General features: G+C 63.9%; 23 protein-coding genes and 1 pseudogene. 23 read left to right on the top strand and 1 reads right to left on the bottom strand.

The genetic code is table 11. The annotated features are described in order from the left end of the window. Positions 1-6: 6 nt before the first annotated feature. From BN1118_RS11700 to BN1118_RS11625, 16 genes and pseudogenes are all read left to right on the top strand, one after another. Positions 7-273 (top strand): phosphopantetheine-binding protein, encoded by a 267-nt coding sequence (locus BN1118_RS11700; protein ID WP_005317803.1) that lies wholly within the window; start codon positions 7-9, stop codon positions 271-273. A gap of 3 nt (positions 274-276) precedes the next feature. Then, positions 277-525 carry an acyl carrier protein gene (locus BN1118_RS11695; protein WP_043138192.1) on the top strand — a complete coding sequence of 83 codons (249 nt, stop codon included), beginning with the start codon at positions 277-279 and terminating at the stop codon, positions 523-525. A gap of 19 nt (positions 526-544) precedes the next feature. Then, positions 545-1,132 (top strand): COG4648 family protein, encoded by a 588-nt coding sequence (locus BN1118_RS11690; RefSeq protein ID WP_209428874.1) that lies wholly within the window; start codon positions 545-547, stop codon positions 1,130-1,132. After that, positions 1,129-2,499 carry an AMP-binding protein gene (locus BN1118_RS11685; RefSeq protein WP_043556211.1) on the top strand — a complete coding sequence of 457 codons (1,371 nt, stop codon included), beginning with the start codon at positions 1,129-1,131 and terminating at the stop codon, positions 2,497-2,499. The genes BN1118_RS11690 and BN1118_RS11685 overlap by 4 nt, the downstream gene beginning before the upstream one ends. Next, positions 2,483-2,854, top strand: coding sequence for an ApeI family dehydratase (locus BN1118_RS11680; protein ID WP_043556209.1), 372 nt, complete (start codon positions 2,483-2,485; stop codon positions 2,852-2,854). Before BN1118_RS11685 ends, BN1118_RS11680 begins: the two co-directional genes overlap by 17 nt. Next, positions 2,851-4,554 carry a glycosyltransferase family 2 protein gene (locus BN1118_RS11675; RefSeq protein ID WP_043556207.1) on the top strand — a complete coding sequence of 568 codons (1,704 nt, stop codon included), beginning with the start codon at positions 2,851-2,853 and terminating at the stop codon, positions 4,552-4,554. Before BN1118_RS11680 ends, BN1118_RS11675 begins: the two co-directional genes overlap by 4 nt. Next, complete coding sequence (locus BN1118_RS11670; RefSeq protein WP_043556206.1) at positions 4,541-6,103, top strand: HAL/PAL/TAL family ammonia-lyase; 1,563 nt, start codon at positions 4,541-4,543, stop codon at positions 6,101-6,103. Before BN1118_RS11675 ends, BN1118_RS11670 begins: the two co-directional genes overlap by 14 nt. Before the next feature lie 124 nt (positions 6,104-6,227). Then, positions 6,228-6,653 (top strand): acyl-CoA thioesterase, encoded by a 426-nt coding sequence (locus BN1118_RS11665; protein WP_005317781.1) that lies wholly within the window; start codon positions 6,228-6,230, stop codon positions 6,651-6,653. Then, a complete protein-coding gene (locus BN1118_RS11660; RefSeq protein WP_156994923.1) occupies positions 6,650-7,264 on the top strand; it encodes an outer membrane lipoprotein carrier protein LolA in 615 nt (204 codons plus the stop codon). Before BN1118_RS11665 ends, BN1118_RS11660 begins: the two co-directional genes overlap by 4 nt. Positions 7,265-7,314: 50 nt before the next feature. After that, positions 7,315-9,675 carry an MMPL family transporter gene (locus BN1118_RS11655; protein ID WP_043556204.1) on the top strand — a complete coding sequence of 787 codons (2,361 nt, stop codon included), beginning with the start codon at positions 7,315-7,317 and terminating at the stop codon, positions 9,673-9,675. After that, positions 9,672-10,229, top strand: a complete 558-nt coding sequence (locus BN1118_RS11650; protein WP_043140043.1) for a DUF3261 domain-containing protein — start codon at positions 9,672-9,674, stop codon at positions 10,227-10,229. The genes BN1118_RS11655 and BN1118_RS11650 overlap by 4 nt, the downstream gene beginning before the upstream one ends. Beyond that, a complete protein-coding gene (locus BN1118_RS11645) occupies positions 10,226-11,407 on the top strand; it encodes a beta-ketoacyl-[acyl-carrier-protein] synthase family protein (RefSeq protein WP_043556203.1) in 1,182 nt (393 codons plus the stop codon). Before BN1118_RS11650 ends, BN1118_RS11645 begins: the two co-directional genes overlap by 4 nt. Further along, positions 11,404-11,877: a hotdog family protein gene (locus BN1118_RS11640; protein ID WP_043556202.1), complete on the top strand. Its 474-nt coding sequence runs from the start codon at positions 11,404-11,406 to the stop codon at positions 11,875-11,877. Before BN1118_RS11645 ends, BN1118_RS11640 begins: the two co-directional genes overlap by 4 nt. Continuing rightward, the gene (locus BN1118_RS11635) at positions 11,874-12,599 is read left to right on the top strand and encodes a 3-ketoacyl-ACP reductase FabG2 (RefSeq protein WP_043556201.1); all 726 of its coding nucleotides are present in this window, start codon (positions 11,874-11,876) and stop codon (positions 12,597-12,599) included. The genes BN1118_RS11640 and BN1118_RS11635 overlap by 4 nt, the downstream gene beginning before the upstream one ends. Before the next feature lie 91 nt (positions 12,600-12,690). Next, positions 12,691-13,917, top strand: a complete 1,227-nt coding sequence (locus BN1118_RS11630) for a beta-ketoacyl-ACP synthase (RefSeq protein WP_043556200.1) — start codon at positions 12,691-12,693, stop codon at positions 13,915-13,917. A 192-nt stretch (positions 13,918-14,109) separates the two neighbouring features. After that, a pseudogene (locus BN1118_RS11625) lies at positions 14,110-14,425 on the top strand (DUF2541 family protein). A gap of 47 nt (positions 14,426-14,472) precedes the next feature. On the opposite strand, the gene mog reads toward BN1118_RS11625, so the two are convergent. Then, positions 14,473-15,003, bottom strand: coding sequence for a molybdopterin adenylyltransferase (gene mog, locus BN1118_RS11620; RefSeq protein WP_043556199.1), 531 nt, complete (start codon positions 15,001-15,003; stop codon positions 14,473-14,475). Positions 15,004-15,413: 410 nt separating this feature from the next. Here mog and BN1118_RS11615 point away from each other — a divergent pair, with 410 nt between their 5' ends. From BN1118_RS11615 to proX, 7 genes are all read left to right on the top strand, one after another. Further along, positions 15,414-15,755 carry a DUF3135 domain-containing protein gene (locus tag BN1118_RS11615; protein ID WP_043140058.1) on the top strand — a complete coding sequence of 114 codons (342 nt, stop codon included), beginning with the start codon at positions 15,414-15,416 and terminating at the stop codon, positions 15,753-15,755. Positions 15,756-15,988: 233 nt separating this feature from the next. After that, positions 15,989-16,786 (top strand): threonine/serine exporter family protein, encoded by a 798-nt coding sequence (locus BN1118_RS11610; RefSeq protein WP_052159096.1) that lies wholly within the window; start codon positions 15,989-15,991, stop codon positions 16,784-16,786. Further along, positions 16,783-17,250, top strand: coding sequence for a threonine/serine exporter family protein (locus BN1118_RS11605; protein WP_042866694.1), 468 nt, complete (start codon positions 16,783-16,785; stop codon positions 17,248-17,250). The genes BN1118_RS11610 and BN1118_RS11605 overlap by 4 nt, the downstream gene beginning before the upstream one ends. 24 nt (positions 17,251-17,274) lie before the next feature. Continuing rightward, complete coding sequence (gene folA, locus BN1118_RS11600; RefSeq protein ID WP_043556198.1) at positions 17,275-17,769, top strand: type 3 dihydrofolate reductase; 495 nt, start codon at positions 17,275-17,277, stop codon at positions 17,767-17,769. Between the two features lie 489 nt (positions 17,770-18,258). Next, complete coding sequence (gene proV / locus BN1118_RS11595) at positions 18,259-19,455, top strand: glycine betaine/L-proline ABC transporter ATP-binding protein ProV (protein WP_043556197.1); 1,197 nt, start codon at positions 18,259-18,261, stop codon at positions 19,453-19,455. Continuing rightward, complete coding sequence (proW, locus tag BN1118_RS11590; protein WP_043556196.1) at positions 19,452-20,603, top strand: glycine betaine/L-proline ABC transporter permease ProW; 1,152 nt, start codon at positions 19,452-19,454, stop codon at positions 20,601-20,603. The genes proV and proW overlap by 4 nt, the downstream gene beginning before the upstream one ends. Further along, entirely contained in the window at positions 20,600-21,595 is a 996-nt protein-coding gene (proX, locus tag BN1118_RS11585) for a glycine betaine/L-proline ABC transporter substrate-binding protein ProX (RefSeq protein WP_043556195.1), read from the top strand. The genes proW and proX overlap by 4 nt, the downstream gene beginning before the upstream one ends. Positions 21,596-21,730 lie beyond the last annotated feature (135 nt).

The raw sequence follows: 21,730 nt of genomic DNA, 5'->3' as shown, positions 1-21,730 counted from the left end.
ACAGTTATGCAAGACCTGCACCTAGAGATAAAACAACTCATCATCGACAGTCTCAACCTCGAGGGGCTGACCCCTGAGGATATAGACAGCCAGGCGCCGCTGTTCGGTGACGGCCTGGGACTGGACTCCATCGATGCGCTGGAGCTGGGCCTTGCCATCAAGGGCCGCTACGGCATAGTGCTCTCCGCCGAGGATGAAAATACCCGTCGTCACTTCGCCTCAGTCGCGGCCCTGGTCGCCCTGGTGCAGGCCCAGTCGAAAGGGGAGGCCTGAGCCATGACCCGTGACGACATCTTTGCACAGATAAAGGCCGCCCTCGTCGAGTTGTTCGAGGTGGATGAAGAGGCCATTACCCCCGAGGCTCGCCTCTATCAGGATCTCGAGCTCGACAGCATAGACGCCATCGATCTGGTGGTGCACCTGCAGAAGCTGACCGGCAAGAAGATCAAGCCGGAAGAGTTCAAGTCGGTGCGCAGCGTCAATGACGTGGTGGATGCGGTCGAGCGTCTGCTCGCCGGCGCCTGATGCCGGTGCGCTCCCGCCCATGACGCGTTGGCTCTCCTGGCTGGCCGGTGGTGCCCTGCTGCTCTACCCGCTTGCGGTTTACTGGGGGCTGACCCGTGCCGGTCAGACCCCGCTGCTGCTTGGCCTGCTGGCCATCTTCTCGCTGCGGCTGCTGTCGGGTCTGCTCAAGGGCAGGGCCCGTCTCGGCCCCTTGCCCGAGTGGCTCTGGCTGGGCCGCCTGCTGGCCTGCATCGGGCTGGGGCTGACCCTGCTGTCGGCCCTGTTCAACGCCCGTCACTGGCTGCTCTACTACCCGCTGGCGGTGAGTCTGGCGCTGCTCTGCCTGTTTGGCTGGAGCCTGACCCGTCCCATGAGTCTGGTGGAGCGGCTGGCCCGCTTGCAGGATCCCCGCCTGCCGGATGTCGCCATCGGCTACACCCGGCGGGTGACCCAGATCTGGTGCGGCTTCTTCGTGGTCAACGGCGCCCTGGCGGCCTTCACCATCTGGTACGGCGATCTGGCGCTCTGGAGCCTCTACAACGGCCTCATCAGCTACGGATTGATGGGCGCTTTGATGGCGGGGGAGTATCTGGTACGCCGACGACTGATGAAGAGGCTGGCCCCATGACCCTGCTGCAGACTCTCTGGCAGCGGGACGACGACCAGCTGGTGGCGTTCGGCCAAGGGGGCGAGGTGACCCTGGCCGAGCTGCGCCTGGGCAGCCTGCAACTGGCCAGGGCCATGGCCCGCCATGCCCGCCCCGGGCAGCCGCGCGCGCGCTGGGCACTCTGTTTCGATGACAGCCTGCTGTTTGCCCAGGCCCTGCTGGCCTGCGCCCTCGGTGGTCATCAGGCCATCTTGCCGGGCCATCAACGGCCGGCCGGGCTGCTGGCGCTGCGGGATCAGTTTGACGGCCTGCTCACCGATGGCGAGCTGCCAGCCGATGGGCTCGATATGCCCCAACTGCGGCTGCCGCTGGCCGACGCTCATGGCGAGCTGGATGCAGAGCACGCCAGCCGGCTTCCCGAACGTCTCTATCTGACCCTGTTCAGCTCGGGCTCCACCGGCGAGCCCAAGGCGATCCCCAAAGCCTGGCCCCAGCTGGAAGCCGAGCTGCGGGTGCAGATGGCGCTCTGGGGCCAGGCCCTGGCCGAGACCCGGGTGCTGGCCAGCGTCAGTCACCAGCATATCTACGGCCTGCTGTTTCGCATCCTGCTTCCGCTGGCTCTGGGTCGTCCGTTCGATCGCCGCAGCATCGACTATCCGGAGCAGCTGGCGGTGCAAACCGCTCCCTGGGCGCTGATCGCTTCCCCCGCGTTTCTCAGCCGGCTCGATCCGGCCATTCCCGCCGCGGGCTGCCATCTCATCGTCTCCTCCGGCGGGCCCCTGCAACCCGAGGATGCCCATCAGGCCCGGGCCCTGCTCGGCCAGCTGCCGGTGGAGATCTTCGGCAGCAGCGAGACTGGCGGCATCGGCTGGCGCCAGCGCCAGCAGGCGAAGACCCCCTGGATCCCCTTGCCCGGGGTCCAGGTGCGGGTCGGCCCGGATCAGGGCCTGCTGCTGCGCTCCCCCTTTCTGGCAGAGGACGACTGGCTGGCCTGCGCCGATCGCATCCTGATGACGGGGGTCGGGTTTGAGCTGCTGGGGCGCCAGGACAGGGTGATCAAGCTGGAGGAGAAGCGCATCTCCCTCGACGAGGTGGAGGCGCGCCTGCAAGCCCTGCCGGAGGTGGAGCAGGCCGCCGTGCTGCCTCTGCAGCAGGGCCAGCGTCAGATCCTCGGCGCCGTGCTGGTGCTGAGCGAATTGGGGGCCGCCCGCTGGGGCGAACTGGGTCAGGGCCGCTTCCTGCTGGCCCTGCGCCAGCAGCTGCGCCCCTGGCTCGAACCGGTTGCCCTGCCGCGCAGCCTGCGCCGGGTCGAGTGCATGCCCGTCAACGCCCAGGGCAAACGCCCCTGGCCACAACTCAAGGAGCTGTTCGATGAGCCTCTCTGCTGACACGCTGCCGATGAACTCGCTGCCGACAGTGCTGGGCTGCGAGACGCTGGCCGACGGCGTGCGCCTGCACCTGCGGCTCGATCCGGAGCTGCCCTGGTTTGCGGGCCACTTTCCCGGGGCGCCCCTGCTGCCAGGGGTCACCCAGATCCACTGGGTCATGCACTATGCCGCCAGCCGACTCAACCTGGAGTTGCCGTTTCACGGGCTGGATCAGCTCAAGTTCCAGCGCCCGCTGCGGCCGGGGGCCGAGTGCAGCCTGAGCCTGCAGTGGCAGCCACAAAAGGATCAGCTCGTTTTCAGCTATACGCTGGGGGATGAGCCGGCGAGCAGCGGACGGGTGCGCTTCATCCCATGACGCCCTGCATCCTGATCCCCTGTTACAACCACGCAGGTCCGCTGGCCGCCGTGCTGGATCGGCTGGCCGAATATGAGCTGCCCTGCCTGCTGATCGACGATGGCAGCGAACCCGTCGCCGCCGCCGCGCTGGATGCGCTGGCCGCACGCCACCCCTGGGTCACCCTGCTGCGCCATTCGCACAATCAGGGCAAGGGCGGCGCCGTGATGACGGGGCTGCGCCACGCCCATGGCCTCGGTTTCAGCCACGCCCTGCAGGTGGATGCCGATGGTCAGCACGATCTGGCAGACATTCCGGCCCTGCTGGCCGAGGCGGGCAAGCACCCGGAGGCGCTTATCTCGGGGCGGCCTGTCTACGACGATTCCGTGCCCAAGGGGCGCCTCTATGGCCGCTACATCACCCATGTCTGGGTCTGGATCGAGACGCTGTCGTTTGCCATCAAGGACAGCATGTGCGGCTTTCGGGTCTATCCGCTGGCGGCCAGCTGTGCGCTGCTCGAACGGGTGGCGCTCGGCAGGCGGATGGATTTTGACACCGAGGTGATGGTGCGCCTGCACTGGGCCGGGGTGGCGGTGCGTTTCGTGCCGACCCGGGTCATCTATCCCGCCGATGGCAGCTCCCATTTCCAGCTCTGGCGCGACAACCGCGATATCTCCTGGATGCACACCCGGCTGGTGTGCCGCCTGCTGTGGGATCTGCTGCTGCGCCTGGCGAGCGGGCCCCGCCGCCTCTGGTCATGGGCGGCCCGGCTGTGGCGCGAGCGCCGTACCCACTGGTCGCGTACGCCTGAGCGCGGTTCCCTGCTCGGCATGCAGATCATGCTGGCCAGCTATCGCCTGCTGGGGCGGCGGGGCTTCTCCTTATTGCTCTACCCCGTCATCGGCTACTTCTGGCTGACCGGCCGCGCCCAGCGTCAGGCATCCCAAGCCTATCTGGCCCGGCTTGAGGCCTTCTCCCGCACTCAGGGCATACGGCTCCCCCCTGAGCCGAGATCGAGCTTTCGCCACTTCTTGCGCTTTGGCGAGGCGGCGCTCGACAAGCTGGCCGGCTGGCGCGGCGACATAGCCGAGGATCAGGTCGAGCTGGTGGGGAGGGATCACTACGAGGCCGCCATCAACAGCGGCAAGGGCTTGCTGCTGCTGGGCTCTCACCTCGGCGACCTCGAGCTGTGCCGGGCCCTTGGCAGTCGCAAAGGGGAGGTGCGCATCAATGCGCTGGTCTTTACCCGTCATGCGGCCCGCTTCAACGCCCTGCTCAAGCAGATCAACCCGGATTCACGGCTCAACCTCATCCAGGTGCAGGAGATGGGAGCCGATACCGCCATCCTGCTCAAGGAGAAGCTGGATCAGGGGGAGTGGGTGGTGATCGTCGGCGATCGCACCTCTGTGACCCGGGAGAAACGGGTGGTCTGGGCCGACTTTCTCGGCGCGCCGGCCCCCTTTCCCCTCGGTCCCTTTGCCCTGGCCAGTGTGCTGGGTTGCCCGGTTTACCTGATGTTCGGCCTCAAGGAGCAGGGGCGCTTTCGAGTGCATTTCGAGCCCTTTGCCGACAGCCTCAGTCTGCCGCGCCAGGGGCGACAACAGATACTCGCGTCCCGGGTGCAGGCCTATGCCGATCGCCTGCAGCATCACTGCCTGCGCGCCCCGCTGGACTGGTTCAACTTCTTTGATTTCTGGCAGCTGACCGATGAACAAGAGTGAGATGAAGTGCGTCACCTTCGGCGCCGAGCCGTTGACCATTGAAGATGTGGTGGCGCTGGCAGAGCGCCGTGCCCGCCCGGCATTGGACCGGGATCCCGCCTTTATGGCCCGCATCCAGCGGGGGGCTGATTTTCTCGATAGATTGCTGGCCGAGGAGGGGGTCATCTACGGGGTGACCACAGGTTACGGGGATTCGGTGACCCGACCCGTGCCCGCCGAGCTGGTACCAGAGCTGCCGCTGCACCTGACCCGCTTCCACGGCTGCGGGCTGGGGGCGGATCTTGAGCTCGATGCCGGTCGCGCCGTGCTGGCGACCCGGCTCTGCTCCCTGGCGCAGGGAGTCTCCGGCGTCAGCCCGGGTTTGCTTGAGCGGCTCTGCTGGTTGCTGGAGCAGGATCTCATACCGCGCATACCACAAGAGGGATCCGTCGGCGCCAGCGGCGATCTGACGCCGCTCTCCTACGTCGCCGCCGTGCTGGTGGGGGAGCGCGAGCTCCATCACGATGGCGCGCTGCGTCCCGCCGCCGAGGTCTATCGGGAGTTGGGGATCACCCCCCTGACCCTGAGACCCAAGGAGGGGCTGGCGCTGATGAACGGCACTTCCGTGATGACGGCGCTGGCCTGTCTCGCCTACGCCCGCGCTGACTACCTGATGCAACTGGCGACCCGGATCACTGCGTTGGTGAGCGTCGCCATGGGGGGTAACGCCTTCCACTTCGACGAGCGGTTGTTTGCCGCCAAGCCCCACCCCGGCATGCAGGGCATAGCGGCCTGGCTGAGGGAGGATCTGGTGGCCGGCGAGCTGCCGCGCCACAGCGACCGGCTGCAGGACAGATACTCATTGCGCTGCGCCCCCCACGTCATAGGTGTGGTGGCCGACAGCCTGCCCTGGTGGCGCCAGCTCATCGAAAACGAGCTCAACAGCGCCAACGACAATCCGCTGATCGACGGGGAGGGGGAGCACGTGATGCACGGCGGCCACTTCTACGGCGGCCACATCGCCATGGCGATGGACAGCATGAAGACGGCCATCGCCAATCTGGCCGACCTGCTGGATCGCCAGCTGGCCCAGCTGGTGGACACCAAGTTCAACGGCGGCCTGCCGAGCAATCTCTCGGGGGCGCCAGCCGGGCGGCAGATGATCAACCACGGCTTCAAGGCGGTGCAGATCGGCGTCTCGGCCTGGACCGCGGAGGCGCTCAAGCAGACCATGCCCGCCAGCGTCTTCTCCCGCTCCACCGAGTGCCACAACCAGGACAAGGTGAGCATGGGCACCATAGCGGCGCGCGATGCCCTGCGGGTGCTGACTCTGACCGAGCAGGTCGGGGCCGCCTGCCTGCTGGCGGCGGTACAGGGGGTCGAGCTGCGTCTCGCCCGGCCCACGCCCTTCACCCGGCCGCTCAGCCCGGCCCTGGCCCATATGGTGCAGCAGGTGCGGGCCGAGTTTGCGCCTCTGCTGGAAGACAGGGCGCTGGAGCAGGAGCTCAGGGCGCTGATCGCCCGCATTCGCCTGCGTCACTACCCCCTCTATCAGGAATCTTCGCTATGAGCCGTACCCGGATTGCGTCTGAACCCTGGCCGACCAGCACTGAAGTGGAAGTGACCATCCCCTTCCACGACGTGGACATGATGGCTGCATTGGTCTGGCAGGGGCACTCCCTATGAGACAACCCATGCAGAATGAACCCTGGCAGATCAGCACCGAAGTGGAAGTGACCATCCCCTTCCACGATGTGGACATGATGGCGGTCGCCTGGCACGGTCACTATTTTCGCTACATAGAGCTGGCCCGCTGCGCCCTGCTCGACCTCATCGATTACAACTACCCGCAGATGGAGGCCTCCGGTTACCTCTGGCCCATCATAGACACCCGGATGAAGTACCTGGCACCGCTGCGCTTCGGCCAGCGGGTGCGGGTGCGCGCCACCCTGACCGAGTACCAGAACCGCTTGAAGATCGACTACCTGCTGAGCGATGCCGCGAGCGGCACCCGCACCAGTAAGGGCTACAGCATCCAGGTGGCGGTGAGCAAGGCGAGCGGCGAGATGTGCCTGGCCTCGCCCCAGGTGCTGCTGGACAAGCTGGGGGTGAGCCAATGAGCTGTCTTCTGAACCGGCTGATGGTCGGACTGGCCCTGCTGCTGGCGTTGCCGCTGCAGGCGGCCCCCCTGAGCCGTGATCAGGTACAGCAGTTGCTGACCCTGAGTCCGGTCAGACAGGCCCATTTCGAGCAGGAGAAACAGGTGGCGGGGTTGAGCCAGCCGCTCAAGGCCTCCGGCGAGCTGCTGCTGGTGCGCGACCTGGGTCTCTGGTGGCAGCAGCAGAAGCCCTTTGCCCTGACACTCACCCTGACGCCGCAACGCATGGTGCAGCAGGTGGCGGGCCAGCCCGCCACCGTCATCGACAGCCCGCAACTGCTCGAATTCAGCCAGATGCTGCTGGCGCTGTTCGGCTCGGACGAAGCGACCCTGAGCCGCTACTTCAAGATCGATTTTCAGAGCACGGAGGCGGGTTGGCAGTTGCTGCTGGTGCCGACCCTGACGCCGCTGGACAAGGTGTTTGCCAGCCTCACCCTGAGCGGGCAAGGGCAGCTGGATCAACTCATCATCGCCGACAAGCAGGGTGACAGCACCCGCATCCGTTTCAGCGCCTGGCAGGAACGAAGCCTGCCACTGACCCCTGAGGAGCAGGCCCGCTTTGCTGCCCACTAGACCCGTATCGCGCCCTGCCACTGCCCGTGGTCTGGCCGGGAGAACCGACTTTGCTGCAATCTGAAACCGCCTGGCGGCGCTTCTCATACCTCTGGCTGCTGCTCAGCCTGCTGGCGGTGGCGCTGCTTGGCTGGCAGCTCTCCCAGAGCCGCATCAACACCAGCCTGATGGATCTGCTGCCCCACGAGGAGCGATCCACGCTGGATCCGGCCCTGCGGGGTGGCCTGCTGCGCCAGATCGACAAGCAGCTGGTCTGGATGCTGAGCCTGCCGGCGGGACAGGATGGTCGCCCCGCGGCGCAGGCGTGGGCAAAGACCCTGAAGGCCCTGCCCGAACTCGGCGCGGTGCGCGGTGCCCAACCGGAGCTGGCTCCCGCCTGGCAAGGCTTCATCCACGACTACGCCTGGCAGCGCCTCGACGAGGGCAGCCGGGCCAGGTTGGCCGCCGGCACCGAGGCCTGGAGCCAGTGGGTGCTCGGCCAGATCTACAGCCCTTTCGGCGGTGTCTCCCGCGCCGAGTGGCAGGCCGATCCTTTGCTGCTGACTCGCGCCGGCGTGCAGGGCCAGATGACGAGCACACTGCGCCTCGATCATGACTGGTTGATGAGTCAGGACGAGACGGGGCGGCAGTGGTTTCTGCTGCGAGCCGAGCTGGATCTGTCGGCTTTCGATCTCGCTCGCAATACCGAGCTGCTGAACCGGCTCAACGAGGCGGAGCAGAGCCTCAAGGCCGAGTTTCCGGGAGTGGAGCTGCTGCGCCGTGGCACCCTCTTCTACAGCCAGCATGCCAGTGATCTGGCCCAGGAGGACATCTCCACCATAGGGCTGGGCTCCACGGTCGGGGTCTTGCTGCTGATGTGGCTGGCGTTTCGCTCGTTTCGGGCGCTCTGGATCTCCCTGCTGCCCATCGCCATCGGCCTCGTCTGGGGGGTGCTGGCCGTGCTGCTCTGGTTTGGCGAGGTGCACATGTTCACCCTGGTGATCAGCTCCAGCCTGGTCGGCATCATAGATTACGGGATCCACTTCCTGACCGAGCGGCGCCTGCATGGGTTGCAGGAGAGCCCTCACCAGACCCGCGCCCGTTTGCTGCCAAGCCTCTCGATGGCGCTGTTCGCCACCCTGGTCGGCTATGGCCTGCTCTGGCTTGCCCCCTTCCCCGGCTTGCAGCAGATGGCGCTGTGCGCCCTGGTGGGGCTGACGGCCTCGTTTATTACCGTGCTCTGCCTGTTCCCGCTCTGGCTCGGTGCCTTGCCCCAGCGGGAGGCGCGCATCCTGGTGCCGATGGCGCTCTGGCTCACGTGGTGGCGGGAACGGCGTGTCTTGCGCTGGGGCGTGCCGCTGCTCTGCCTGACGCTGATAGTGGCGGGATTGAGCCGGCTGGCCGTCGATGACGACATAGCCCACCTGCAACCCTTGCCCACCGAACTGCAGGCGCAGGAGCGGCAGATCCAGCGCCTCACCGGCCAGCAGGGCGGCATGACGGGCTTTCTGGTGACGGCGGCAGATGGCGAGACGGCGTTGCAGCGCCTCGAGGCCCTTGGCCACAAGCTGGCACAGGCCAAGGCGCAGGGTCAGTTGGCGGACTTTGTGCCACTGACGCAATGGCTGCCGTCTCTGGCACGGCAGCGGGCGGATCATGCAGCCCTCACTCGCTTGCTGCCCGAAGTTGTGGCGCGGCTCAATCAGGCTGGCGTGCCGGTCAAGGGCGAGCCCAGACCCTGGCAGCCATTGCTGCCGGCGCAGTGGCTGGCCAGCCCAGTCAGCGAGGGTAGCCGACTGCTCTGGCATCAGCTGCCTGATGGCCGGGTCGCGCTCTGGCTGCCGGTCAACGGGGTGACGGATGTTGCCGCCGTGGCAGAACTGGCAGAGGGGCAGGAGGGGGTCTTCTGGCAGGATCCGCGCAACCAGTGGAGTCAGCTGTTTGCCCACTACCGCATCAAGCTGACGGAACTGCTGCTGCTGGCGATCGCCCTGGTGGGGGTGCTGCTGTGGGTCCGGTTCGGCTGGCGCAAGAGCGCGCGGATCCTGCTGGTCAGCGGCTTTTCGTTGGGGGCCGGTCTGGCTCTGCTGGCCGCCTGCGGGCAGCCGCTCACCCTGTTCGGAGTGCTGGCCATGAGCCTCATCTTCGGCATAGGCATCGACTACAGCCTCTTCTTTGCCTACTGCGGCCGGGATCTCCTGCGTCAACGCTCGACTCAGTTCGCCATCCTGCTCGCCAACCTGACCACCCAGTTGTCATTCGGTTTATTGGCGCTGAGCCACACCTCTGCCATCGCGGGCTTCGGTCTGGTGCTGAGTGGCGGTATCTTTACTGCCTTCCTGTTGTCACCTCTGGTGCTGGATAAACAGGGATTGGACAAGCCGGTATTCAGCCCGCGAGTGCGGGATGACCGGGAGCCGGAGCCACTATGAGATCAGTGTTCGCATTATTCATCCTCCTGCTGGGGGGCTGCAGCAGCCAGCCGGCCCCCACCGCCTATCTCGACAAGAGCAGCGTCATGACGCTGCCTGCCCCCGTGCTTGCCACCCCCTTCTATCGCCAGCAGTTGCTGACGGCCACGGTGGGTGAGAGTTCCCATCAGCTGATGACTGTGCTGGAGGCCGATGGCAGTCAGTTGACCCTGGTCGGCCTGACCCCGAGCGGGGTGCGGCTGTTCCGGGTGCGTTACGATCAGCAGGGCATAGCGACTCAGCAGCTGAGCCCGCTGCTCGCCACCGGCATGCCGCCCGTGACCCAGGTGCTGGCGGACGTCATGCTCTGCTACTGGCCGCTGGCCAGCTGGCAGCCGCAGCTGCCGCCGGGCTGGACGCTGCGGGACGAAGGGCTGACGCGCCGGCTGCGTTCCCCCGATGGCGCCCTGGTCACCGAGATCGGGTACCAGGACAAGGGGGGCGTGCGGGAGCCGGTCAGCCTGCAACAGCATGTGTTTCACTACCGTCTGCAGCTGGAGACTCTGAGCCAATGAGTTGTTATATCGCGGCCTACGGCCTCATTTCGGCATTGGGGGAGGGCAGGGATGCCAGCGCCGGGGCCCTGCTGGCCTGGCAGGCAGAGGGGATTACGCCGCTCACCCGCCACAACCAGACCTTGCTGGATGGTCGGTTGACCCCGGTGGGGCGGGTGGAAGGTGCGCTGCCGGAAATACCGGCGGCGCTGGCCCCTTATGCTTCGCGCAACAACCGCCTGCTGCTGGCGGCGCTGGCCCAGATCCGCCCAGAACTGGACAAGGCGCTGACGGAGTTTGGCCCCGCGCGGGTAGGCCTGGTGCTCGGCACCAGCACAGCCGGGATCGGCGAGGCCGAGCTGGCGATCGCCGCCGCCCGGCGGGGGGAGGCGATTCCCCCGGCCTTTGACTATCGCCAGCAGGAGCTGGGCTCCCCGTCCGAATTCCTGGGCCGTTATCTCGGCCTGGAAGGGCCCGCCTACACCCTCTCCACCGCCTGCTCCTCCAGCGCCCGCGCCTTCATCAGCGGTCAGCGGATGCTGGCGGCCGGACTGGTGGACGCCGTACTGGTGGGCGGTGCCGACAGCCTGTGCGGGCTGACCCTCAACGGTTTTGACAGCCTGGAGTCCCTGAGCGGCGCCCTCTGCCAGCCCTTCGACAACGGCCGCCGGGGGATCAACATAGGCGAGGGGGCGGCGCTGTTTCTGCTGAGCCGCACGCCTGCGCCGCTGGCCTTGCTGGGGGCGGGCGAGTCGTCCGATGCCTGGCATATCTCGGCCCCGCACCCAGAGGGCGTGGGTGCCGAGGCGGCCATGCAGATGGCGCTGGCCCGGGCGGGCGTGACGCCGGAGCAGGTGGGGTACATCAACCTGCACGGCACGGCCACCCGCCTCAATGACGCCATGGAGAGCCAGGCCGTGCATCGCCTGTTCGGCGACAAGGTGCCCTGCAGTTCCACCAAGCCGCTCACCGGCCATACCTTGGGCGCCGCCGGTGCCATCGAGGCCGCGCTCGCCTGCCTGCTGCTGGAGCGGGCCCTGCCGTTGCCGCCCCAGCGGGTGACGACACAGGACCCGGCGCTGGCTCCCATACGGCTGGTGAGTGGCGCCACTCGGCTGGCGGCGCCCCGGGTCCTCTCCAACTCCTTTGCCTTCGGTGGCAACAATGTCAGCCTGCTGTTTGGATTATCACCCTCATGAATGAGCTCGTACCGCTGCCCGCCATCGACACTCTCTTGCCCCATCAGGCCCCCATGCTGCTGCTGGACAGGCTCTGCGCCGTGGATGCGAGCCGGGTGTGCTGCGAGACCCGGGTCGGCGCCCGGCACGCCTTGCTGCTCGATGCCGAGGGCTCGTTGCCCGCCTGGGTCGGCATAGAGCTGATGGCCCAGACCATAGCCGCCTGGGCCGGCATGCAGGGGCGATTGCGCGGCGAGCCGGTGCGCATCGGCATGCTGCTCGGCACCCGCAAGTACCGCTGCCAGCCCACCCGCTTTGCGGCGGGGGCCCTGCTCACCATAGAGGCCAGCTGCCTGTTGCAAGACGGCGGCATGGCCAGTTTCGATTGCCGGATCCTGCAAGATGGGCAGGAGTGCGCCACCGCGCGCCTCTCGACCTATCAGCCCGCACCCGGCGAATTATCCGATTTGTTAGCGAAGGACGTTTCATGATCTCTAGCGTATTGGTCACGGGCGCCAGCAAGGGGATAGGCCGCGCCATCGCCCTCAAGCTGGCCGCCGACGGTTTTCTCGTCGTCGTGCACTACCACGGCGACCGCGCCGGTGGCGAGGCTACCCTGGCGAGCCTGCAAGCCGCAGGGGGGCAGGGGCGCCTGATCCAGTTCGACATCGCCGATCGCCAGGGCTGCCGCGAGCGGCTGGAAGCCGACATGGCCGAACACGGCGCCTATTACGGTGTGGTCTGCAACGCCGGCATCATACGTGACGGCGCCTTCCCCGCCCTCACCGACGAGGATTGGGACGGGGTGCTGCACACCAATCTGGACGGTTTCTACAACCTGCTCAAGCCCTGCATCATGCCGATGATAGGCCTGCGCCGGGGCGGCCGCATAGTGACCATCTCCTCGGTTTCCGGCCTGATGGGCAACCGTGGTCAGGTCAATTACAGCGCCGCCAAGGCGGGCATCATGGGGGCCACCAAGGCGCTGGCGCTGGAGCTGGCCAAGCGCAAAATAACGGTGAACTGCGTGGCGCCCGGCCTCATCGACACCGGCATGGTGGATGCCGAGGTGCAGGCGGAGGCGATGAAGCTGATCCCGCTCAAGCGCATGGGACAGGTGGACGAGGTGGCCGGCCTGGTCTCCTACCTGATGTCGGACATCGCCGGCTATGTCACGCGCCAGGTCATCTCCATCAACGGGGGCATGGTATGACGCAAATGCGATGGGTCTCTTGCCTGATGTCGGTTCAACATGGCGCTGTCTCTGTGGCACGTCAGTTTATCTCTGTGAATGGCGGTATGGTATGAAGCGGGTAGTAGTAACCGGCATGGCTGGGGTGACGGCGTTCGGTCAGGACTGGCCGAGCGTGCGGGCAAAGTTGCAGGTGGGGCGCAATGCGGTGGTGACCATGCCTGAGTGGGCCATCTACGAGGGACTCAACACCCGGTTGGCGGCGCCCATTGCCGATTTTGTGCTGCCCGCCCGCTATCCGCGCAAGAAGACGCGGGCCATGGGGCGGGTCTCCCAGTTGGCGACCGTGGCCAGCGAGCTGGCGCTGGCGCGGGCTGGGCTTATCGACCACCCGGCGCTGACCGACGGTCGCACCGGCATCGCCTATGGCTCCTCCACCGGCAGCACGGATCCTATCCGCGCCTTCGGGGTCATGCTCAACGACAAGAGTACCGCCAGCATCACGGCCACCACTTATGTGCAGATGATGCCGCACACGGCGGCGGTCAACACCGGCCTCTTCTTCGGCCTGCGCGGGCGGGTGATCCCCACCTCCAGCGCCTGCACCTCCGGCAGCCAGGGGATTGGCTACGCCTACGAGTCCATCAAGCACGGTTATCAGACCCTGATGGTGGCCGGCGGGGCTGAGGAGCTCTGCCCGTCTGAGGCCGTGGTGTTCGATACCCTGTTTGCCACCAGCCAGATGAACGACAACCCCGAGCTGGCGCCGCGGCCGTTCGATCGGCAGCGGGACGGGCTGGTGATAGGCGAGGGGGCGGGCACCCTGGTGCTGGAGGAGCTGGAACATGCGCAGGCGCGCGGGGCCACCATCATCGCCGAGCTGGTGGGGTTTGCCACCAACTGCGACGCCGCCCATGTGACCCAGCCCCAGCAGGAGACCATGCAGCTGTGCATGGAGATGGCGCTGGCCCAGGCCGGGCTCAAGGCCGCCGACATCGGCTACATCAGCGCCCACGGCACGGCCACCGAGCGCGGCGACATAGCCGAGAGCCACGCCACCGCCGCCATCTTTGGCGACAATACCCCCATATCGTCGCTCAAGAGCTTCTTCGGCCATACCCTGGGCGCCTGCGGTGCCATCGAGGCCTGGCTGTCGCTGGAGATGATGCAGGAGGGCTGGTTTGCCCCCACCATCAACCTGACTGAGCCGGATCCGGCCTGTGCCCCGCTGGATCATGTGGTGGGTGATGGCCGCGCTTTGACGGTGGAGTACCTGATGTCCAACAACTTCGCCTTCGGCGGCATCAACACCTCCCTCATCTTCAAGCGCTGGTCCTGAGGCCGTGCGCCTTGCCTGCGGGCAGGGCGCCGGTACAGCCTGGGTTTAGCCTTGATGAATTAATATGCCTCCCATTTTTCGGGAGGCATAATGTCCGTTCCATCTGCTGTTTTTGCAGTGCAACCACAGCTGCGCCGCGGCTTCAATGCGCTCTTGCTGTCCACCCTTTTATTGGCGCTGCCCGCACCTGTTATGGCCGATGATGAATTTCGACTGGGCAGCACAATGCTGCTCGGTGATCGGCGATCATGCCGCCATTATTCCCATCATTGTCTGCCGACCGGCCAAGTCCATCATGGTCAAGGCGGGACGGGAATTGACCCTGGACAGGGTCAAGGTGTTTTACGGCAATGATCGCAGTAAGACCCTCAATTTCGACAAGGATCTGAAAGAGGATCAGGAGTCCGGCTGGAAATCCCTCGGCAGCCGGCTCTGCATCAAGCGGATCGAGGTCTATGGCAATTCGGAGGGGAGCAAGGCCGGGGTCAAGGTATACGGCCGCAAATAAATACCGCAAATAAGAGATGGACGGGGATCACCCCGTCCACTCAGGGCCTATTTTTTGGGGCGAAACGGCTTGATGACGGCTTCGTCGCATTCGAGATAGGGCCCTTCCATCAGATCGATGCAGTAGGGGATGGCGGGGAAGACGGCATCCAGGCACTCACGGATGGACTTGGGCTTGCCCGGCAGGTTGACGATGAGGGAGCTGCCGCGCAGGCCTGCGGTCTGGCGCGACAAAATGGCGGTCGGCACGAACTTGAGAGATTCGGCCCGCATCAGCTCGCCAAAGCCAGGCATCATGCGATCGCACACCGCCTCCGTGGCCTCCGGGGTCACATCCCGCTTGGCCGGGCCTGTGCCGCCCGTGGTGACTATGAGGCAGCACTGCTCCTGGTCCGCCAGCCGGATCAGGGTCGCCTCGATCTGATCCTGTTCATCCGGGATCACCTGATAGACGGGTTCCCACTCTGAGGTCAAATATGCGTTCAGCGTCTCTATGATGGCCTTGCCGGAGAGGTCTTCGTAGATGCCTGCACTGGCGCGATCGCTGACGGTGACGATGCCGATTCTTGCCTTGCTCATGGTCTGCTCTTGGTTGCCTGGAATAAGTGGCAAATAAAATAACATAATCAGTGAGATATGTTAAACGAGGTCAGGGGTTGGCGAGGCTGGGGCACAAGATGGAGTGTCGAATGAAAAGCAATCTTGCAGACTCTCTTTCAATAAGACATAAGGCTCCGGCATTGCCGTCCTAAAAATGTATAAACGAAGACAGCCGACATATTGGTGATTAATTGGTTGATCCATAACGAATAAGAAAATGATTCCCCGAACGGCGGTCATTTTTTGGCGCAGTCAGCCTCGAAAGGCCGTGGTATGGATTGAACCTGGAGGGCAATCGTCTTATATAACTCATTATACGGTTGGTTGAATCTTGTACTGATCGTTGTTGTTTGAGTATCACCATGCAGCGGCTGGCCGCGGGAGGGCATATGGAGTTGCCTGATTTTGATACCTTGAGGCGACTGGCGGTGGCGGAGCCGGAGCGGCTCGACGAGTTGCTGCGCCAGCAGATAGAGGGGTTGATCGACCGGGTCAGTCCGGAGCAGCAGCAGCGATTGCGCGGCCTGCAGTTTCGTATCGACTGTCAACGTCAATTGGCCAAGAACAACATGGATAGCTGTATTCGTATTGCGGCCATGATGCACGACTCCTTTTATTCCATGCGCAGCGAGATGATCCAGCTCAATGCCAATCTCTATGCCGACCAGGCCCCCGTCTATAGAGAAAATAATGTGGTTTCTTTCTTCGATTATTATCGCAAAAAGAAATAAATATCCTCTTGATGGAATGGCTGAATAATATCCCGCATTATATATTTGTCATCGGGTGAGGTCCGCTTGTCGACGTTAATTTATCTGGGGTGATTTGTAATCTATTTGATGTGTTTTCGTGGCGTTCGCTGTTTTATTAAAAATTGATTATTGCCGTGATCGGTGTGGATGTATGGCGCCGACAGTTAGGCTAATATGGCGATACTTTAATTTTGCTACGACTCGAAGGGATTATGAGAAGTATCACACCAAGACGGGTGCTGTCGCGGGAGCAGCAGACAGAGATCACCCGTATCATCGTCAAGGTGGGCCAGATGCTGGCCCAGTTCGGGGCCGAGAGTCGCATCATAGAGCAGACCACGGTCCGGCTCGGCATGGCGCTGGGGCTGGAGAGCGTCGAGATGGCCATCTCCTCCAGCGCCATAGTGCTCACCAGCCTCTATCAGGGCAGTTGCGTCACCACCACCCGCCGGGTGCGGGAGCACGGCATCAACATGCAGGTGGTGTGCGAGATCCAGCGTATCTGCATCATGGCGGAGAAGGAGCTGATCGGTGCGCGCGAGGTGCGTCAGCGGCTCGACGGCATAGTGCCGTTTCATTACCACCCCTGGCTGGTGGTGCCCATGGTGGGGCTCTCCTGCGGCGCCTTCAGCCTGCTGTTTGGCGGCGACTGGCCCATATTCCTGGTGACCTGCCTCTCTTCTGCCGTGGCGATGCGAGTGCGCCAGCTGATCGCCCGCCATCACCACAGCCCGCTCATCAACTTTGCCGCGACCGGCTTCATCGCCACCCTGCTCTCCTCCAGTGCCACCTTCTTCAACTGGGGCGCCCAGCCCTATCTCGCCATGGCCGCCAGCGTGCTCTTGCTGGTGCCGGGCTTCCCGCTCATCAATGCGGTCTCCGACATGGTGAAGGGTTACTTCAACATGGGGCTGGCCCGCTGGGGCACGGCAACCCTGCTCACCATCAGCGCCGCCATCGGCATCATTCTGGCCATGTCGGTCACTGGTATCTGGGGGTGGAAAGTATGATGGATCTTGTCTGGTTGCTGGCCAAGGATGCCTTCTGGTCCTCCATTCCGGCGGTAGGGTTTGCCATGCTGTTCAACGTGCCGCCGCGCATGTTGAAGTACTGCGCCATGGGCGGTGCCCTGGCCCACAGCCTGCGAACCTTGCTTATTCATTACGGCATGCCCATCGAGTGGGCCACCCTGGCGGCGGCGACCACGGTCGGCTTTGTCTGCGTCTACTGGTCGCGCCGATTACTGGCGCCGCGCCCCGTGTTCAGTGTCGCCTCCATCATCCCCATGATCCCGGGCAGCTATGCGTTCAAGGCGATGATCGCCGTGGTGGAGCTCAACATCTCCGGGGTGACCATGGATCTTATCCAGAGTGCGGTGGAGAACGGCCTCAAGGCACTCTTCATCGTGGGGGCCCTCAGTTTCGGTTTGGCGATCCCCTCCCTGGTCGTGTACCGTAACCGGCCCATTATTTGACAGACGGTGTGAGAGGCTGACCCCATGAAGATTTCCATGATTGCCGCCATGGCGCACGACCGCGTGATAGGCCTGGATAACCAGATGCCCTGGCACCTGCCGGCGGATCTGGCCCACTTCAAGCGGGTGACCCTGGGCAAGCCGGTGTTGATGGGGCGCAAGACCTTCGAATCCATAGGTCGGCCGCTGCCAGGGCGGCGCAATCTGGTGATCAGCCGCAACCCAGATTACCAGGCCGACGGGGTGGAGGTGGTCGATTCGGTCGAGGCTGCGCTGGCGCTGCTGGCCGATGGTCAGGCGGTAGACGAGCTGATGGTGATAGGTGGCGGTCATCTCTATGGTCAGCTGCTGCCACGGGCCGACAGCCTCTATCTGACCCGAATCGATCTGGCGGTGGCAGGGGATACCCGTTTCCCCGCCTTCGAGGAGGACGAGTGGCATTGCGTTGAGCGCGAACCCCATGAGCCCGACGAGAAGAACCCCCATCCCTACTGCTTCGAAACCTGGCAGCGGCGCTGAATCGCATTGAATAACCGTTGAGGCCGAAAAGCCCCTCGTGCTGCACAGGGGCTTTTTTCTTGCAACAAAGGGCAGGTCCGACAGGCAGGGCCTCTGACATTGCTGCATTCAACCCCCCTCTTATATTCCCTCGTTTTTGCCTGCATATCATTCGGGCTGTAAGGATTTCTCATGCCCTGCAGCCTGTTCAGGATCCTGCTTGGCGGCATCCCCCCGATCTGCCTGATTTTCCCCTCTTATTGGCCTGTCAAAACAGAACTATGATTAGTTATCTAATCAAATAATTCATGCTGGCATGGCCCATGCTTGTCGATTCATGGCTTTTTCTTGTCAAAAATAAAGCATATAAATCAATGTGTTATGTTTTTATTGTTTTGTGTGGACTCTTATGGTTCTTTTGTTTTTCATGGAAATTGCTTAGTGTAGAAAGTAATTGGTTCGCGTTCGGCAGGTTAACTACCAAGATGTCGACCATGAAAAAAGGACAGTATGACAGTCAAACTCGAAGTGAAATCACTCTATAAAATCTTCGGAGAACAGCCGGAAAAGGCGTTCAAATTGCTGGCGAAAGGGCACGACCGCGCCAGCATTCTGCAGAAGACCGGGCAGACCCTGGGTGTGCATGGGGTCGATCTGGCCATCCACGAGGGAGAGATCTTCGTGGTGATGGGCTTGTCCGGTTCGGGCAAATCCACCCTGGTGCGCCTCTTCAACCGGCTGATCGAACCGACCCGTGGTCAGGTGCTGATCGACGGTGAGGACATTGCCGCCATCTCGGACAGTGAACTGCGCCAGGTGCGGCGCAAGAAGATCAGCATGGTGTTCCAATCTTTCGCCCTCATGCCTCATCTGACCGTGCTGGAAAATACCGCCTTCGGCCTGGAGCTGGCCGGGGTGCCGCTTCTCGAACGCCAGGAAAGTGCCCGTCAGGCACTCAATCAGGTGGGCCTGGGGCAGTGGATGGACGCCTTCCCCGATGCTCTCTCCGGTGGCATGAAGCAGCGGGTCGGCCTGGCCCGCGCGCTGGCCAATGACCCCGATATCCTGCTGATGGACGAGGCCTTCTCCGCGCTGGATCCGCTGATCCGCACCGAGATGCAGGATGAGCTGCTCAAGCTGCAGGCCAGCCATCAGCGCACCATAGTCTTCATCTCTCACGACCTGGACGAGGCGATGCGCATCGGCGATCGCATCGCCATCATGCAGGATGGTCAGGTGATCCAGGTCGGGACTCCCGACGAGATCCTGAGCCAGCCTGCCAACGACTATGTACGCGCCTTCTTTCGCGGTGTGGATCTGGCCAACGTGTTCAGTGCCCGCGATATCGTCAGTCGCAAGCAGATGCCGCTCATCAAGAAGCACACCACGGACGGGCCGGGCAACGCCCTGCGTCAGCTCAAGGATCAGGAGCGGGAGTTCGGTTACGTGGTGGATCGCAGCCGTCGCTTCCTCGGCGTCGTCTCGGTCGAGTCGCTCGGTCAGGCGGTGCAAAACAAGGGAAGCCTGGAGCAGGCCTTGCTGGCTGATATCCAGCCCATCCAGGCCGACACCTCTCTCAACGAACTCATCAGTCAGGTGGCCGCAGCGCCCTGTCAGGTGCCCGTGGTCGAGCAAGATGGCACCTATCTGGGGCTCATCTCCAAGGCCAACTTGCTGAACACCCTGGACAGGAGTACCCCGGTATGAATATCAAACCCTTTCATCGTCTGCTGACCGGCTTGCTGGCGCTGTTGTTATTGGCGAGCGCCCCCGCCCGGGCCGATGAGGCGCAGGCCGATCCCTGGGACGCCACGGCCGCCACGACTGTGGCGACGGATCCCTGGGGCAGTACCGAAACCCAGGCCGCCGACTGGCAGAGCCAGATTGAAGCGGCGGATACTTCCGCGGCCGTCGACTGGCTGGATCCCTTCCAGCAGGCGCTGGTACCGCTGGATGTCTGGGTCGAGGGCGGCATAGGCTGGCTGGTCGAGAACCTGCGTCCCCTATTCCAGCTGATCCGGGCACCGGTAGAGGTCACCCTCAACGGCATGACCCATCTGCTGCAGACGATGCCATCCACCCTGATGATAGGGATGCTGACCCTGATCGCCTGGCAGCTGGTCAACGGTCGCATGGCGATCGGAACCCTGCTTTCTCTCGTCGGAATCGGCCTCATAGGTGCCTGGTCCGATGCCATGGTGACCCTGTCGCTGGTGCTGACCTCGCTCTTCTTCTGCATCCTGATCGGCTTGCCGGTCGGCATTCTGCTGGCCCGCAGCGAGCGGCTCTCCACCTGGACCCGGCCGCTGCTGGATGCCATGCAGACCACCCCGGCCTTCGTCTATCTCATTCCCATCGTCATGCTGTTCGGCATCGGCAACGTGCCCGGGGTGGTGGTGACCGTCATCTTCGCCCTGCCGCCCATGATCCGGCTGACCATGCTGGGTATCCGCCAGGTGCCTGCAGATCTGGTGGAGGCGGCCCATTCGTTTGGCGCCAGCCCCTCCCAGCTGCTGTTCAAGGTACAGCTGCCGCTCGCCATGCCCACCATAATGGCCGGGGTCAACCAGACCCTGATGCTGGCGCTCTCCATGGTGGTGATCGCCTCCATGATAGCGGTCGGTGGTCTGGGCCAGATGGTACTGCGCGGCATAGGTCGCCTCGACATGGGGCTCGCTTCCATCGGTGGCCTCGGCATAGTGCTGCTGGCCATAGTGCTCGACCGTCTGACCCAGGCCATGGGACAGCGGGATCGCAGCCACACAGGCCGCTGGTATCAACATGGTCCCGTGGCCCTGCTGATGCGCCTGCGCGGTCGCCGTAACGTTATTGATTACAAAGGAGTAAACGCATGAGACTCATCACTAAGACCCTGAGCGCCCTGGTGCTGAACTCCCTGTTGCTGAGTTCTGTCGCCATGGCCAGCACCGAACTGCCGGGGGAGGGGATCCGCGTTCAACCCTTGCAGAGCTCACTGCCGGAAGAGACCTTCCAGACCCTGCTGGTCAGCAAGCTGATGGATCGCCTGGGCTATGACGTCCAGGCGGTGCAGGAGGTGGACTACAACGTGGCCTACGCCTCGGTGGCGCAGGGCGATGGCACCTTCCTGGCCTTTAACTGGATCCCGTTGCAGGACAACAAGTACGAACAGGCTGGCGGCGACAAGGTGTTCTTCCGCCAGGGCACCTATGTATCGGGCGCCGCCCAGGGTTACCTCATCGACAAGAAGACCGCCACCCAGTACGGCATCACCAACCTGGGTCAGCTCAAGGATCCCAAGCTGGCGGCCCTGTTTGACGGCGATGGCGACGGCAAGGCCGATCTGGTGGGTTGCAACCCGGGCTGGGGTTGTGAAGAGGCCATCAACCATCATCTGGACGAGTTCGGCCTGACCCCGACCGTCACCCACAAGCAGGGCAACTACGCGGCCCTGATCGCCGATACCCGGGCCCGTTACCAGAGTGGCAAGCCGGTGCTCTACTACACCTGGACCCCCTACTGGCTGAGCAGTGAGCTGGTGCCGGGACGGGATGTGGTGTGGCTGGAAGTGCCCGTCGGTGCCAAGGATGCCGCCCAGACCCGCCTGCCCAGCGGCAAGGATTATGGCTTTCCGGTCAACACCATGCACATAGTGGCCAACAAGGCGTTCACCGAGGCCAACCCGGCGGCGGCCAAGTTGTTCAGCATAGTCAAGCTGCCGCTGAACGACATCAACATCCAGAACGGGCTGATGAACAAGGGTCAGAACAAACCGGCGGATATTGAGCGCCACGCCGAGGCCTGGCTCAAGGGGCATGAGGCCCTGGTCAACGACTGGCTGACCCAGGCGCGCGCCGCCGTGCAATAAGCGGATGGCGTGGCGGCGTGCAGGGCGTACTTCCTTGCGCACCTTGGCCGCTGCACCTCAGCCATAAAAACGCCCGGCATGTGCCGGGCGTTTTTTATGGCGCTGTCCCAATTATGCGTTGAAAGGCTAATCTTG

Source organism: Aeromonas bestiarum (assembly GCF_000819745.1).
Taxonomy (GTDB): Bacteria; Pseudomonadota; Gammaproteobacteria; order Enterobacterales; family Aeromonadaceae; genus Aeromonas; species Aeromonas bestiarum.
This window is presented reverse-complemented; position numbering and strand designations above follow the sequence as displayed.